This is a genomic window from Flavivirga rizhaonensis (assembly GCF_004791695.1).
GTDB classification, from domain to species: domain Bacteria; phylum Bacteroidota; class Bacteroidia; order Flavobacteriales; family Flavobacteriaceae; genus Flavivirga; species Flavivirga rizhaonensis.
In genome coordinates, this window is record NZ_SRSO01000002.1 from 182,872 (window position 1) to 197,213 (window position 14,342).

Genomic DNA, 14,342 nt, shown 5'->3' on the forward strand with positions numbered 1-14,342 from the left:
CAATGCAAGACGGTTTATACGCAAAATTTAATACAACAAAAGGAGAGATACTTGTTGCTTTAGAATATCAAAAAACACCAGGAACAGTAGGTAATTTTGTTGCTTTGGCAGAAGGTAATCTTGAAAATAAAGTAAAACCTCAGGGGACACCTTATTATGATGGTTTAAAATTCCATAGAGTTATTCCAGATTTTATGATTCAAGGTGGATGCCCACAAGGTTCAGGTTCTGGAAACCCAGGGTATCAATTTGATGATGAATTTCATCCAGATTTAAAGCATGACACACCTGGAGTTTTGTCTATGGCGAATGCAGGGCCAGGTACTAACGGAAGTCAGTTTTTTATCACTCATGTTGAAACACCGTGGTTAGATAACAATCATACTGTTTTTGGTAAAGTAACAGAAGGTCAAGATATTGTTGATGCTATAGCTCAAGGAGATTCTATCGATAGCCTAGAAATAATTCGTGTAGGTAGTGATGCAGAAGCTTATAATGCTGTTGAGTCTTTTAGAACCTTTGAAGGCTCTAGAGAAAAAAGATTGGCAGAAGCAAAACAAGCGGTAGAAGCTGAATTAGATAAAATTGCAACAGGTTTTAATAAAACGGAGAGTGGTTTACGTTATCAAATAATTCAAGAAGGAAGTGGCATAAATGCAGAAACAGGTAAAACAGTATCTGTTCATTATAAAGGGCAATTGCCTGATGGCACTGTTTTCGATTCTTCGTACAAGCGTAACCAACCAATTGATTTTCCTTTAGGTGTAGGTCAAGTAATTCCAGGTTGGGATGAAGGGATTGGTTTGTTAAAAGTAGGAGACAAGGCACGTTTTGTAATACCAAGTCATTTGGGGTATGGAAGTAGAGGTGCTGGAGGTGTAATACCACCAGATGCTACTCTTATTTTTGATGTTGAATTGATGGATGTGAAATAATTTATATTAACATATGGACTTTAAAAACACCTATTTGTAGGTGTTTTTTTATGCAATAATTTGACTTTAATCTATGTAATTATTGATTTCAACTTATGGAGTATGTATTTATTTTGTTCATCGATTATTTTCATTTTTAAAGATTTATAAAGATATTTTTGCACTATGGTTAGCGTTAAGGATACAAGTTTATATTCAGAAGTCATTAAGGAATTTAATTATTCTTTTGGTACTATGTTTGTCTTTAAAGAATACGTAGTTTCTGAAATCAATGAGGGTGTAGTTCTTAATTGGGAAGATCATGCCAAAATTTTCACTAATGATATAGCAAATTTTTTAGGAACCAAAGGCGTTAATACGATTCTTATTTCTAATAGAATTAACTCTTATTCGACTATTGCATCCGACTGGTTGAAATTTTTTAAAAATAACTATAGTTTAAAAGCTTATTTAATTGTTTCGGATGAAAAAACGGCAAGGTTGGGTATCATGACTGAAAATTTATTTTTTAATAAAAAAATAAAAAAATTCAATTCGTTGTATGAGGCTGTAAATTATGTAAAGAGTGGTTTAATTGAAATTAAATAACAATTTATACATTTGCTCTTATGACAGAGCAACAATTAGAAAAACTTAAATACCCGATAGGGAAGTTTAAATGTCCAACACATATTACTAAACAAGATATTGAAAGTTGGATTTCCATATTAGAACACTTTCCAAATCGCTTAGAAAATCTTGTTAAAGACTTAACAGACGATCAACTAGATACGATATACAGACCTGGTGGTTGGACTGTAAGACAGGTGGTGCACCATGTATCTGATAGTCATCATCATGCTTATACCAGATTTAAATGGGCATTAACAGAAGATAAACCGCTTATAAAAGCTTATTTTGAAGACCGTTGGGCAGAACTAATAGATTCTAAAACAGCCCCAATAGAGATGTCAATAAATCATATTAAAGCAATACATTTTAAACTTGTTTATCTTTTAAAAACGTTATCTCTTGATGATTTAAATACTAGTTTTATTCATCCAGAAACAAACTCAGAAATACTTTTAAGTTATAATATAGGTAATTATGCGTGGCACAGCAATCATCATTATGCGCATATAGCGAATTTATTGATGAAAAAAAGTTGAATTTAAAATAGGTAATTATGAAGTTAATAATATTCGTTCTTTTTATTAGTATAAATATAACCTGGTCTCAGACTTCTTATAAGGAGTATTATGATGATGGTTCAATAAAGTTAGAAAGTAGTAAAAAAGATGGCAAATTATATGGGGCTACCAAATACTATTTTCCTTCGGGAAAACTTCAACGGATTGTTTATTATTATGGAGGGAAGGTAAATGGCATTGGGAAGGAATATTATGAGAGTGGACAATTATCGACATTAGTTAATATTAAAGACGATTTATACCATGGAGAAGCTAAGACGTATTCAAAAGAAGGAAAAATATTGACTATTGGTACATATAATAATAATAATAATATACAAATAGGAGAACATAAAGCTTACTACCCCAACGGTGTTTTAAAAACTATTGGATCTTATAATGAAAATGGCAAACCAAATAAATTATTTAAAGATTATTATGAAAACTCGAAACTTAAATTAAAGACTAATTATATGGATGGAATAGTCATTGGAGAAAGAAAGGAATATTTTGAAAATGGACAACTAAAAAATATTAGTACTTATAAAAATGGGAAAGTTAATGGTGATTATTATTCATATTTTGAAGACGGCAAGTTAAATACAAAAACACATTTTACAGATGGTGCATTGAATGGTAAATTCATATCTTATAATGCGGAAGGTAATATTAATAATGAAAAAGAATTTATTCTAGGCAAAAAGACAGGATTGCACATAGAGTATTATAAAAATGGAGAAATAGGAACGAAATCTTTTTATAAAGACGATAAGCTGGAAGGTGATTATTTTTATTATTATAGTACAGGAGAAATATGGGTGAAAGCAGAAATGAGTTATGGATATATTGTTACTAAAAGGGTCTATTTTAAAAATGGTAGTGTAAAATCTGAAGAAATAAAAAATAAAGAATCTGGTGATTATGATTATAAGAAATATCATGAAAATGGTGAATTACATTCAATAGGAGTTAAGGCAAGCTGGCCTCAGGATGCCAAAACGGGCGAATGGGTATATTACCATACCAATGGGAAATTATATAAAACAGAATTGTATAGCGACTATGGAGGGCTTATGGATATTATTAACTGCTTTGATGGTGTAGGTAGCCCATTAAATAAAGGCTCAATAGTTAATGGAAATGGTAGTTTAAATCATTATGATCTAGAAGGAAATCTTTTAAAAACGGAAAACTATAAAGACGGAGTATTGAAAAATGATTAGGCATTTAAATTTAAATGACACAGAAGAACTTTTAGATATTTACAATTATTATGTATTAAACTCTATAGTTACTTTTGATGATGTAGCTTTGTCTTTAGAGACCTTTAAAGATAAAATTACACGTATAAACAAGGATTATCCATTCATTGTTTTTGAAGAAAATAATGAAATTCTAGGTTATGCATATGGAAGCAAATGGCGTCCAAAACCTGCATATAAACATACAGTAGAATCTACAGTATATGTAAAGCACAGTGTGTTAGGAAAACAAATAGGAACTAAACTATATACAGCGCTATTATCCCAATTAAAAGAACAAAACTATCATATTGTTTTGGGAGGTTTAACATTACCAAATGATGCAAGTGTCAAACTGCATGAGAAATTTGGGTTTAATCAAGTAGCACATTTTAAAGAGGTAGGATTAAAATTTGGAAAGTGGTTAGATGTCGGTTTTTGGCAACTACGCTTTTAATCAAAAAGAATTCTTCGAGGATCTGCCGAGCATAGTTAGGTTCAAGAAATTCTTTATTTATTTTTCCACTTAATATTACAGCCAATACTTGGTTTTTGTAGGGTAACATTATCTTTATTTTCGATTAAGCAATCTATAGCATGCCTTAAATCTTTACCAGTAACAGGTATCCCATTTCCTGGGCGAGAATCATCCAACTGTCCTCTATACGTTAGTTTAAGGTCAGTATCAAACACATAAAAATCGGGAGTACATGCTGCGTCATAAGCCTTTGCGATATCTTGTGTTTCATCATATAAATATGGAAACGGGTAGTTCTCATTTTTAGCATGAATAGTCATGTTTTCAGGACTGTCTTGTGGGTAATTAATAACATCGTTACTGGAAATAGCAATAAAGCTAATCCCCTTTTTAGAGTATGAATTTGCAATGGAAACCATTTCTGGATTTACATGAATAACAAAAGGACAATGATTACATATAAACATAATTACAGTAGCCTGATTTCCTCTTAACTGATTAAGAGATAAATTGTTTCCAGATACAGTGTCAAATAGATTGAAATCTGGAGCTTGAGTTCCTAAAGGAATCATATTAGATGGAGTTCTGGCCATGAAATTTAAGTTTTCTCAAAGTTCGTTATTTTTTTCTATTTCATTCACCTAAAGAAAAATATTATTCCAAATTTGTTATCGGCCATTTTAAAGTTCATTTGGTAATTTGTATTTTTAAAAAATGAATGACATTATAACTTTTGAAGATTTTACTAAAGTAGATTTACGCATAGGGACTATTATTGAAGTTAATGATTTTCCTGAAGCAAGAAACCCCGCATATCAACTTACCATAGACTTTGGAGATTTAGGAATTAAAAAATCATCTGCACAAATTACAACACTTTATAAAAAAGAAGACTTGTTACAAAGACAGATAGTGGCCGTTGTAAATTTCCCTAAAAAACAAATCGCTAAATTTATGAGTGAATGTTTAGTATTAGGGGCAGTAAATGGAAAAGATGTTATACTCCTAAATCCAGAAAGTCAAGTAAAAAATGGAACACAAGTAGCTTAATTAACTTGTTATGTCCTTCAGAAGGAAGAACGACTGAAGAATCTTTTAATGGTATGGCTAAGAGTATGAGATTCTTCGTTTAACTTTGATGTCAAGATGATATACATAACCTGAATATTGTGATTACAGATAACTTATAATTGGTATGTTAAATAATTAACATCAGTTCGATTTAGTGTAAATTGATAATCAGTATTTTAAAATATTTCAAAGAAGAAACCTAGTCATTCCGAACGCTATCGAAAACAAAATATATTTTGTTTGAAGATATGAAGCGGAGCTTACGAGGAGGAATCTCGTCATGATGAGATGTCTCGTCACTCATGCCTCGCTCTGTCCTTTGACAAACACTTATATTTCAAATAATTAACTTGGTTCTTTTGAGTATTATTTACGTCGAACTGGCATTAATTAGGTATGTTAAGGTCTATACTTGTTATTTAAAAATCAAACAAAAACCGCTACAAAAATTATCGTAGCGGTCTTTTTAAAAATAGTTAGTTTAGTTTAAATGTCATCAAAATCTACATCAGTAAAGCTTTCAGTAGATTTTTGTGATGAATTTTCGTTTGTTGATGTTTCTTCTGTATTTTCAACCTCATAATTCTTTTTAAAGTCTTTTTGATGACGTTCACTAATAACTTCATCACCTTTCTTTTCTATAATATAATCAGTCATTTCAGCTAATATATCCTTAAATTCAGAAAAATCTTCTTTATAAATATATATTTTGTGCTTTTTGTAATGAAACGACCCATCATCGTTTGTGAACTTTTTACTCTCAGTAATAGTTAGGTAGTAATCATCTGCCTTAGTGGCTCTTACGTCAAAGAAGTAGGTGCGTCTTCCTGCTCTTAATACTTTCGAAAAAATCTCTTCTCTCTCCATCATATCATTATTGTTCATAGTGTATAGAAATTTATTTAAATTATCGTTAAATTGGTTATCAAAAATCTAAAAAAAACCGATACGAACCAACAAATTATGAAGTTTCTTTTTTAAATCTTGTCTTTTATTGCATTAAATTGAAAAATAGTGACGCGTTATTTGACTGGATTTAAGTAGATTTAAAATTAATTTGAAGTCGTTTCACTCAATTGTTTTAAATATAGATGTTTATAGTATCCATCTACATTTATAAGTGTTTCATGTGTGCCTTCCTGTACAATTTTACCATCATCCAATACAATAATTTTATCAGCATTTTTAGCAGAAGACACTCTATGACTTACAATAATCGTTGTTTTTCCTTTTGATATTTTATTGAGGTTTTTTAATATTTTTTCTTCTGTTTCGGTATCTACAGCAGATAGGCAATCATCAAAAAGTAATATTTTAGGTGATTTTATAATAGCTCTGGCAATGGATACACGTTGCTTTTGTCCACCAGAAAGTGTGATGCCTCGTTCTCCTAGTACGGTATCGTAACCATTATTAAACTTAACAATATTTTTATGTACTTGAGCATTTTTTGCAGCCTTAATAACATCATTGTCAGTCGCATCTTCTTTTCCAAACTTAATATTATTCTTTATAGAATCGGAAAACAAGAAGGCATCCTGTGGTACATAGCCAATATGATCCCTTAAATTATTTAAATTAAGATTTTCAATTTTTGTTTTATTTATAATAATGTCACCTTCATCTATATCATAAAGCCTACCTATTAAATCTAAAATTGTGGACTTTCCAGACCCTGTTTTGCCTATAATGGCTAAGGTTTCACCAGGTTTTATATTAAAACTAATACCTTTTAACGCTTGAATATTTGTATCATCATAAGTAAAAGATACCTTATTAAAACTAATATCACCAGTAATTTCTGTATTGGTATTTACGGTGTTTTTAATTTCTGGTTCAATCTTTAAAAACTCATTAATTCGTTTTTGCGATGCAGCAGCTTGTTGTACAATAGAAGTAACCCAGCCAACTGTTGCTACAGGCCACGTAAGCATATTTACATAAATAATAAATTCTGCTATGGTTCCTATACTTTCAATTTCACCATCAATATATTGCATCCCACCAATATAAATTACAAGTAAATTACTTGTACCAATAAGTAAAATCATCATTGGGAAAAACCAAGCCTGTACTTTTGCTAAACTGATTTGTTTTTCTCTACTTTCAAAAGCAAGCGATTTAAAATTTGTGGATGTTTGTGGCTCAATACCATAGGCTTTAATCACAGAGATACCACTAAAAGACTCCTGAGTAAATGTAGAAAGTTTAGATAGATATTCTTGAACTATGGTACTACGTTTGTGTATTTCTTTGCTTAACTTATATATAATAACAGAAAGAATAGGTAATGGCAGAACGGTGTATAATGTTAATTTTGGTGATGCATTAATCATATATATAATCACAACAACAAACAGGGCAAACGTATTGATACTATACATAATAGCTGGACCAGCATACATACGAACTCTACCAACATCTTCGGTAATACGGTTCATTAAATCTCCAGTTCTATTCTTTTTATAAAAATTTAAAGAGAGTTTTTGATATTGATCATAAATCTCATTCTTTAAATCAAACTCTATATAACGCGATACATTAATAATGGTTTGGCGCATAAAAAAGGTAAGAATACCACCTATTATAGCAGCCCCAACAATATATAGGATAGCTTCTAATAACTCTGCTTTAAACACCTCTTCAGTTATTAAGCCATTTAAAGCTTTTTCAACCACAATAAAAATCTGTTTTACATAACGTGGCGTGAAGAGTAGAAAAATTCTAGCTACAACAGTAATTACCATACCTATTAAAAGGTGTGCTTTGTATTTTAAGAAGTATTTATTTAGATGTTGTAATTCTTTCATTTAGCTTGAAGCAATGGGAGAGCAAATATAATGTATTAATGATAATAAAAGAGATGTATTTGCAACAGGTAATTGTTAAATATAGTTTAAAATATTATTCTAATAATTAAAACAAAATATATAATTACTTTTCAAAATAGTATTACTTTTGCAGCGGAAAAAACGGTGAAACACTTTCATATTTTTTAATTTAAGTTCTTTGTAATTATGCTAAATAGAAGACATATTCGTGTAAAAGTAATGCAAACCCTTTATGCCTTTAAAGGAGGTGAAAGTGATGATTTTTCAAAAGATCAGAAATTCTTGCTGTTTAGTATAGATAATATGTACAACTTGTACCTCTTATTAATCTCGTTATTGCTAGAAGTTCAAAAAAGAGCAGAAGACGATTTACAAAAAAAACAAAAAAAACATTTAGCAACCCAAGAAGATAAAGACCCTAACAAGAAGTTTGTAAATAATCAATTGCTTAATCTTTTAATTGATAATTTACAGTTAAATGATCAATTAGATGCTCACAAAATAACTAATTGGGAATTAGATGGAGAGTATGTAGATGTTATTTTTAAAGCAATTATTAAAAGTGACTTGTATAAAGATTATATGAAAACAAGGGTATCTGACTTCAGAGAGGATAAAGATTTTATTGTTGATGCGTTTAAAGATATCATTGCTCCTAACGAGAAACTTTATGAATATTTAGAAGATAAAAACTTAACTTGGTTAGATGATCTTCCAACGGTAAATACTACCATTTTAAAACTATTACGAAAAGTTAAAATAACTTCACCAGAAAATTATTTTACTCCCAAATTATATAAAGATTCTGATGATCAGAAGTTTGCAGTCGATTTATTTAAGAAAACACTTTTAAATAGATCGTTATTAAATAAAGAGATTGAAGCAAAAACTAAAAATTGGGATTCGGACCGTATTGCTAGTGTAGATTATGTATTGCTACAAATGGCTATTAGTGAATTGAATAACTTTCCATCAATCCCTGTCAAAGTAACTATTAATGAATACTTAGAAATTGCTAAGGAATATTCAACACCAAAAAGTAGCATATTTATAAACGGTATTTTAGACAAATTGGTTAAAGAATACGATGCAGCAGGGAAATTAAATAAGATAGGTAGAGGATTACTTTAATTCTGTTAAGAAGAAGTTAATAAAAGTTTTTAATAGATTAAATAATTACTATTTTTACGTCAAGAATGACAAAAAATTTAACAATGAAAAAAATAATATTAGGATTAAGCACATTATGCTTAATTGCGTTTACTTCTTGTAAAGAAAATGCTGCTAAGAAAATTGATGAGAAAAATGTAGCAGAAGCTGCAGTAAGAGATGCAAGTGCATCTAAATTTCCAGTAATTGAGTTTGAAGAAAAAGAACATGATTTTGGAGAAATAGAAGCTAAAACAGCAGTTTCAACAGTTTTTAAATATAAAAACTCGGGTGATGCTCCTTTGGTTATTACAGATATTAAGAGTACTTGTGGTTGTACAGTACCTCAAGATTGGAGTAGAGAGCCTTTGCAACCAGGAGAATCAGGTCAGTTTACTGTTAAATTTAATGGAAGCGGATCTAACAAGGTTTCTAAAACAATAACGGTTACAGCAAACACAGAAAAGGGATCAGAAACTGTAAAAATAACAGCTTTTGTAAAACCAGACCCTAATGCAGCAGCTAAAAAGCCTGCAACACCAACAATTCAAGCAAAATAAGATGGGAGAAGGAATCGGGCAATTTATGCCATTTATATTAATGTTTGTAGTCGTATATTTCTTTATGATTGCACCACAAATGAAACGTGCAAAAAAAGAGAAGAAATTCGCTGCAGAATTAAAAAAAGGAGATAAGGTAATTACCAAAAGTGGATTGCATGGTAAGATTTTAGAGCTAAACGACAAAGATGGCAGTTGCATTATAGAAACAATGTCTGGAAAAGTTAAGTATGAGCGTTCTGCCATTTCTATGGAAATGAGCATGAAATTAAATGCGCCAGTATCAGCAAAAAAATAAATACATTTAATGTATATAAAAAGAGCTTCCGTTATTTTGGAAGCTCTTTTTAGTTTATCATTTTTAAAGAAATTGCTATTTAGGTATAGGTAATGGACTAATAATGTTTACATTTTGAAATGCAATAGCGCCTCTAATTACGCCGGATATTACATCTTGCAATGCTTCAATAATCTGCATTTTTAATTCACTTTTATGATAAATAATACTTACCTCCCTAGCAGGAGAAGGTTCATTAAAATGATGTAGATTTTCTTTTTCTTTATCGTTAATATCTAAAGTATGTAAGTATGGTAAGAGTGTCATACCTAATCCTTCATTAGAAAGTTTTATAAGTGTTTCAATACTACCACTTTCTAATTGAAATTGATCGTCTGTTTGATTTTTGAAAGCTTTACAAAGATTAATAACCCCATCCCTAAAGCAATGCCCGTCTTCAAGTAAAAGCATGTCATCAATATCTAATTCAGAAACATCTATTTTTTTGTGATCATGTAGTCTGTGATTGCCGGGAATATACCCAACGAATGGTTCAAAATAAAGAACTCGCTCTTTTATGTTTTCATCCTCAAGTGGTGTAGCTGCTATAGCGGCATCTAAATGTCCATCGTTAATTCTCGAAATTATTTCCTCTGTTGTTAACTCTTCAATTTTTAGTTTAACTTTTGGATGTTTTTTTATAAAATTATTTAAAAACATAGGAAGTAGTGTTGGCATTATGGTTGGTATAATACCAAGTTTAAACTCGCCACCAATGAACCCTTTTTGTTGGTCTACAATATCCTGAATTCTATAAGATTCATTTACAATGTTTCTTGCTTGAGTTACAATTTTTTTACCGACATCAGTTAATTCAATAGGCTTTTTAGTACGGTCGAAAATCTGTACATCTAATTGGTCTTCAAGTTTTTGAATCTGCATACTTAGCGTTGGTTGTGTGACAAAACATTTTTCTGCAGCTTTTGTGAAATTCTGGTTTTCTGCGACAGCTAGAACATAATATAATTGGGTAATAGTCATAATAATTAATTTAGGCTATAAAAATATAAAAACTATCAATAAAACTTATAGAAATGACTGTTAATTATAAATTAAATTTGTAGTAAATATAAAAATAGAGGTCAATATGACATTAAATAGTTTAGGATTAAACTCCAAAAAGACCAAAGATTTAGCAGGTGATTTGAATCATTTACTGGCTAATTTTCAAATATATTATCAGAATTTAAGAGGTATTCACTGGAATATAAGGGGGAAACGTTTTTTCGATTTGCATGTAAAGTTTGAAGAATTGTATACAGATGCAAATACTAAAGTTGATCTAATTGCAGAAAGAATCTTGACACTGGGAGTAACGCCTTTACATACATTCGAAGCGTATATAGAAAATACTAAAGTACCAGTTGGTAAAAATATTTCTCAAGATGACAAGGCTGTACGTTTAATTGTAGAGTCATTAACAGAACTTTTAAAAATTGAAAGACTAATTTTAGATAAATCTGATGAAGCAAATGATGAAGGGACCAATTCTATGATGAGTGATTTCATTACAGAGCAGGAAAAAACAGTTTGGATGATGAAGGCTTGGTTAAATGAAGCAGTCTAGAGTTTCGTAATTTTAAAAAGCGATCATTTAGTAGTTACCGTGTTCATACAAAATATCGATACATATATTAAACAATAGTAGTAGAAACGAATTACACAAATTTATACGAATATATTGTCTTGAGTTTAAAATGTACATAGGCAATATAAACATGAATTATACCTTACAAGTCTAAATCCATCGTTAGCCAGTTAATTCGTGTAAATTTGTGTAATTCGTGTCTTTTATAAAGTACACACGACAACTACTAAATGGTCATATTTTAAAGTAGCCCTCGAGCTTTTATTTCCAGATATTTATTAATGGTATCTATGGTAAGATTTTCAGGTGTTGTTAAAATAGAATGGATGCCATACTTTTTTAATTCATTTACAATAAGACGTTTTTCAAACGCGAATTTTTCAGCAATTACTTTATCGTAAACTTGTTGTATGGTTTCGGCATTTTCATTGATCAAATTAGTAAGTTCGGTATTTTTAAAGAAAATAACCACTAAAAAATGACTTTTAGAAATGGCTTTTAAATAAGGTAACTGTCTGTTTAAGCCATCAAGAGTCTCAAAATTTGTGTACATTAAAATAAGGCTTCTATGAGTAATATGGCGTTTAATACTACCATATAGCCTGCTAAAATCGCTTTCAAAAAAATCAGTCTTAATATTATAAAGTGATTCTAAAATAAGTTGCATTTGCGAGCTTCTTCTTTCTGCAACAACAACATTATCTATGTGTTTGGAAAATGAAAACATACCAGCCTTGTCGTGTTTTTTTAAAACAACATTGCTAATTACAAGGGCAGCATTAATAGCATAATCTAAAAGGCTTAAATTATTAAAAGGCATTTTCATGATACGGCCTTTGTCAATAATAGAGTAGACAGGTTGCGATTTTTCGTCTTGAAACTGATTGACCATCAATTGGTTTTTCTTAGCTGTTGCTTTCCAATTTATAGTACGTAAATCATCACCTAAAACGTAATCTTTAATTTGTTCAAATTCCATAGAATGCCCAAGACGCCTTACTTTTTTAAGCCCATATTCGAGTGAATTTTTATTAATATTCAAAAGCTCAAACTTTTTTAATTGTTTAAAACTCGGATAGGTTGGTACCATAGTGCCTTCACTGAAAGTAAAGCGTTTCGCTACTAAGTTTATAATAGAGGATGCATATATATTTAAAGAGCCAAAATGATATTCCCCACGCTCAGTTGGTTTTAAATCATATTGAATTAATCTCGTTTTACGAGAAGGAATAGGTTCCTTAATTTTGAAATCTCTAACTTGAAATTGTTCAGGAATTTCATCAATAATTTCTAGATAAATCGAAATAGAGTAGTTGTTCCTTATGTCTAATGTTATCTGATTATTATCACCATTTGAAAATTTATCAGGAACAATTCTAGTTGCTTCAAGTTTGTTTTTTCCGACAAAGACGATTAAGAAATCTAAAAAGAATAAGAGAACGAGTACTAATATTGAAAGTTGAGCAATGTTAAATAATAGAGGGATGAAATAACTTAAAGCAAACAATACCACAATGCCAATACCCGCGTAAAAGAAGCGGGGTTGTATATAGAATGGTTTAAATAATTTCAAGATTTGTTAAAAGTTAAAAGTTAAAAGTTAAAAGTTAAAAGTTAAAAGTTAAAAGTTAAAAGTTAAAAGTTAAAATGAGATTCTTCTTTAGCTTCGCTATGTATCTTCAAACAAAATATATTTTGTTTTCGATAATGTTCTAGAATGACATTGTTTTTTATTTTGACTACTGACTACTGACTACTGACTACTGACTACTGACTACTGACTACTGACTACTGACTACTGACTACTGACTACTGACTACTGACTACTGACTACTGACTACTGACTACTGACTACTGACTACTGACTACTGACTACTGACTACTGACTACTGCGACTAAACACTGTCAACTAATCAACGCGGTATCTCAACAGTTTCAATAATTTGTTTTATAATTTGTTTACTTGAAACACCTTCCATTTCGCGTTCTGGTGTTACAATAACTCTATGTTGCAATACCGGAATAGCAGTACGTTTTATATCCTCAGGAGTCACAAAGTCACGTCCAGACATAGCTGCAAATGCCTTACTGGATTTTAATATCGCAATGGATGCCCTTGGTGATGCCCCTAAATATAAAAATTGATTATTACGTGTTGCAACAATAAGTTCTGCAATGTATTTTAGTAAATGTTTTTCCACTACAATCTGACTTACCAAATTCTGATATTTTACAATTTGATCTCCAGTTAGGAATGATGTTAGTGAATCAGTTTTAGACTTATCTTTTAATTCATGCTCTCTGGAAAGTATTTCTATTTCCTCATCTAAATTAGGGTAGTTAACATCAATTTTAAACAAAAATCGGTCTAGTTGTGCTTCTGGCAGTCTATATGTTCCTTCTTGCTCTACGGGGTTTTGAGTTGCAAGAACAATAAAAGGGGCATCTAGTTTAAACTTATTACCATCAATGGTAATTTGCTGTTCTTCCATAACCTCGAATAAAGCAGCTTGTGTTTTTGCAGGAGCTCTATTGATCTCGTCAATAAGAATCATATTCGAAAAAATGGGACCTTTTTTAAATTCGAATTCCGATTTTTTCAAATTAAAAACTGAAGTACCTAAAATATCACTGGGCATTAAATCTGGAGTAAACTGTATACGACTAAAACCAACGCTTAAAGATTTTGCCAAGAGTTTGGCTGTAACCGTTTTTGCAACGCCAGGAACTCCTTCTATAAGGGAATGACCTTTAGCTAAAAGCGATGCAATAAGCATATCTACCATATCTTTTTGACCGACAATGATTTTACCAACTTCTTGTTTTATTTTATTGACACTTTGTTGGAGTTCTGATAAATCTAAACGATTTTGAAATTGTAAATTATTGGTGTCATCCAAGGTACTGCTATCAATTGATGATATGGTGTCTGATTTTGGTAAAAAATCTTGGTGGTCTTGAGATTCTCTATTTTCGTCCATAA

At 30.5% G+C, this 14,342-nt stretch carries 16 protein-coding genes; 10 read left to right on the forward strand and 6 right to left on the reverse strand.

Annotation, left to right across the window (positions count from 1 at the left end):
• The first annotated feature begins 2 nt into the window (after window positions 1-2).
• The 5 genes from EM932_RS02695 (at window position 3) to EM932_RS02715 (ending at window position 3,802) form a co-directional block, all read left to right on the forward strand.
• On the forward strand, window positions 3-935 hold the full coding sequence (locus tag EM932_RS02695; RefSeq protein ID WP_135875227.1) for a peptidylprolyl isomerase: 933 nt from the start codon (window positions 3-5) through the stop codon (window positions 933-935).
• Between the two features lie 165 nt (window positions 936-1,100).
• The gene (locus tag EM932_RS02700) at window positions 1,101-1,523 is read left to right on the forward strand and encodes a hypothetical protein (RefSeq protein ID WP_135875229.1); all 423 of its coding nucleotides are present in this window, start codon (window positions 1,101-1,103) and stop codon (window positions 1,521-1,523) included.
• Between the two features lie 20 nt (window positions 1,524-1,543).
• Complete coding sequence (locus EM932_RS02705) at window positions 1,544-2,083, forward strand: YfiT family bacillithiol transferase (RefSeq protein WP_135875231.1); 540 nt, start codon at window positions 1,544-1,546, stop codon at window positions 2,081-2,083.
• 17 nt (window positions 2,084-2,100) lie between these two features.
• On the forward strand, window positions 2,101-3,327 hold the full coding sequence (locus EM932_RS02710; RefSeq protein ID WP_135875233.1) for a toxin-antitoxin system YwqK family antitoxin: 1,227 nt from the start codon (window positions 2,101-2,103) through the stop codon (window positions 3,325-3,327).
• Window positions 3,320-3,802 carry a GNAT family N-acetyltransferase gene (locus EM932_RS02715; protein WP_135875235.1) on the forward strand — a complete coding sequence of 161 codons (483 nt, stop codon included), beginning with the start codon at window positions 3,320-3,322 and terminating at the stop codon, window positions 3,800-3,802. Before EM932_RS02710 ends, EM932_RS02715 begins: the two co-directional genes overlap by 8 nt.
• A gap of 53 nt (window positions 3,803-3,855) precedes the next feature.
• On the opposite strand, the gene EM932_RS02720 is transcribed toward EM932_RS02715, so the two are convergent.
• A complete protein-coding gene (locus tag EM932_RS02720; protein WP_135875237.1) occupies window positions 3,856-4,416 on the reverse strand; it encodes a thioredoxin family protein in 561 nt (186 codons plus the stop codon).
• Between the two features lie 121 nt (window positions 4,417-4,537).
• Here EM932_RS02720 and EM932_RS02725 point away from each other — a divergent pair, with 121 nt between their 5' ends.
• Entirely contained in the window at window positions 4,538-4,873 is a 336-nt protein-coding gene (locus EM932_RS02725; protein WP_135875239.1) for a tRNA-binding protein, read from the forward strand.
• Window positions 4,874-5,380: 507 nt separating this feature from the next.
• On the opposite strand, the gene EM932_RS02730 is transcribed toward EM932_RS02725, so the two are convergent.
• Together EM932_RS02730 and EM932_RS02735 are read right to left on the reverse strand one after the other, a co-directional pair.
• Window positions 5,381-5,779, reverse strand: a complete 399-nt coding sequence (locus EM932_RS02730; protein WP_135875241.1) for a PUR family DNA/RNA-binding protein — start codon at window positions 5,777-5,779, stop codon at window positions 5,381-5,383.
• Window positions 5,780-5,946: 167 nt separating this feature from the next.
• Complete coding sequence (locus EM932_RS02735; protein WP_135875243.1) at window positions 5,947-7,704, reverse strand: ABC transporter ATP-binding protein; 1,758 nt, start codon at window positions 7,702-7,704, stop codon at window positions 5,947-5,949.
• A gap of 207 nt (window positions 7,705-7,911) precedes the next feature.
• Between EM932_RS02735 and nusB the strand changes: the two genes are divergently transcribed.
• The 3 genes from nusB to yajC all read left to right on the forward strand — a co-directional run bounded on the left by nusB (window position 7,912) and on the right by yajC (window position 9,732).
• Window positions 7,912-8,856: a transcription antitermination factor NusB gene (gene nusB, locus EM932_RS02740; protein WP_246040852.1), complete on the forward strand. Its 945-nt coding sequence runs from the start codon at window positions 7,912-7,914 to the stop codon at window positions 8,854-8,856.
• A gap of 83 nt (window positions 8,857-8,939) precedes the next feature.
• On the forward strand, window positions 8,940-9,434 hold the full coding sequence (locus EM932_RS02745; RefSeq protein ID WP_135875245.1) for a DUF1573 domain-containing protein: 495 nt from the start codon (window positions 8,940-8,942) through the stop codon (window positions 9,432-9,434).
• A gap of 1 nt (window position 9,435) precedes the next feature.
• Window positions 9,436-9,732, forward strand: a complete 297-nt coding sequence (gene yajC / locus EM932_RS02750; RefSeq protein ID WP_135875247.1) for a preprotein translocase subunit YajC — start codon at window positions 9,436-9,438, stop codon at window positions 9,730-9,732.
• Window positions 9,733-9,807: 75 nt separating this feature from the next.
• Here the strand turns inward: yajC and EM932_RS02755 are convergent, their stop codons facing one another.
• On the reverse strand, window positions 9,808-10,752 hold the full coding sequence (locus tag EM932_RS02755; protein WP_135875248.1) for a LysR substrate-binding domain-containing protein: 945 nt from the start codon (window positions 10,750-10,752) through the stop codon (window positions 9,808-9,810).
• A gap of 106 nt (window positions 10,753-10,858) precedes the next feature.
• Here EM932_RS02755 and EM932_RS02760 point away from each other — a divergent pair, with 106 nt between their 5' ends.
• Window positions 10,859-11,338 (forward strand): Dps family protein, encoded by a 480-nt coding sequence (locus EM932_RS02760; protein ID WP_135875249.1) that lies wholly within the window; start codon window positions 10,859-10,861, stop codon window positions 11,336-11,338.
• A gap of 262 nt (window positions 11,339-11,600) precedes the next feature.
• Here EM932_RS02760 and EM932_RS02765 read toward each other — a convergent pair whose 3' ends face one another.
• Both EM932_RS02765 and EM932_RS02770 read right to left on the reverse strand, forming a co-directional pair.
• Window positions 11,601-12,932, reverse strand: coding sequence for a DUF58 domain-containing protein (locus EM932_RS02765; protein ID WP_211344248.1), 1,332 nt, complete (start codon window positions 12,930-12,932; stop codon window positions 11,601-11,603).
• Between the two features lie 340 nt (window positions 12,933-13,272).
• A complete protein-coding gene (locus EM932_RS02770; RefSeq protein WP_135875253.1) occupies window positions 13,273-14,340 on the reverse strand; it encodes an AAA family ATPase in 1,068 nt (355 codons plus the stop codon).
• Between the last annotated feature and the right edge of the window lie 2 nt (window positions 14,341-14,342).

Excerpts from the sequence above, each read along its gene's own strand:
- EM932_RS02695 (WP_135875227.1), top strand. The coding sequence starts at position 3 with ATGCAAGACGGTTTATACGCAAAATTTAATACAACAAAAGGAGAGATA.
- EM932_RS02700 (WP_135875229.1), top strand. The coding sequence starts at position 1,101 with ATGGTTAGCGTTAAGGATACAAGTTTATATTCAGAAGTCATTAAGGAA.
- EM932_RS02705 (WP_135875231.1), top strand. The coding sequence starts at position 1,544 with ATGACAGAGCAACAATTAGAAAAACTTAAATACCCGATAGGGAAGTTT.
- EM932_RS02710 (WP_135875233.1), top strand. The coding sequence starts at position 2,101 with ATGAAGTTAATAATATTCGTTCTTTTTATTAGTATAAATATAACCTGG.
- EM932_RS02715 (WP_135875235.1), top strand. The coding sequence starts at position 3,320 with ATGATTAGGCATTTAAATTTAAATGACACAGAAGAACTTTTAGATATT.
- EM932_RS02720 (WP_135875237.1), bottom strand. The coding sequence starts at position 4,416 with ATGGCCAGAACTCCATCTAATATGATTCCTTTAGGAACTCAAGCTCCA.
- EM932_RS02725 (WP_135875239.1), top strand. The coding sequence starts at position 4,538 with ATGAATGACATTATAACTTTTGAAGATTTTACTAAAGTAGATTTACGC.
- EM932_RS02730 (WP_135875241.1), bottom strand. The coding sequence starts at position 5,779 with ATGAACAATAATGATATGATGGAGAGAGAAGAGATTTTTTCGAAAGTA.
- EM932_RS02735 (WP_135875243.1), bottom strand. The coding sequence starts at position 7,704 with ATGAAAGAATTACAACATCTAAATAAATACTTCTTAAAATACAAAGCA.
- nusB (WP_246040852.1), top strand. The coding sequence starts at position 7,912 with ATGCTAAATAGAAGACATATTCGTGTAAAAGTAATGCAAACCCTTTAT.
- EM932_RS02745 (WP_135875245.1), top strand. The coding sequence starts at position 8,940 with ATGAAAAAAATAATATTAGGATTAAGCACATTATGCTTAATTGCGTTT.
- yajC (WP_135875247.1), top strand. The coding sequence starts at position 9,436 with ATGGGAGAAGGAATCGGGCAATTTATGCCATTTATATTAATGTTTGTA.
- EM932_RS02755 (WP_135875248.1), bottom strand. The coding sequence starts at position 10,752 with ATGACTATTACCCAATTATATTATGTTCTAGCTGTCGCAGAAAACCAG.
- EM932_RS02760 (WP_135875249.1), top strand. The coding sequence starts at position 10,859 with ATGACATTAAATAGTTTAGGATTAAACTCCAAAAAGACCAAAGATTTA.
- EM932_RS02770 (WP_135875253.1), bottom strand. The coding sequence starts at position 14,340 with ATGGACGAAAATAGAGAATCTCAAGACCACCAAGATTTTTTACCAAAA.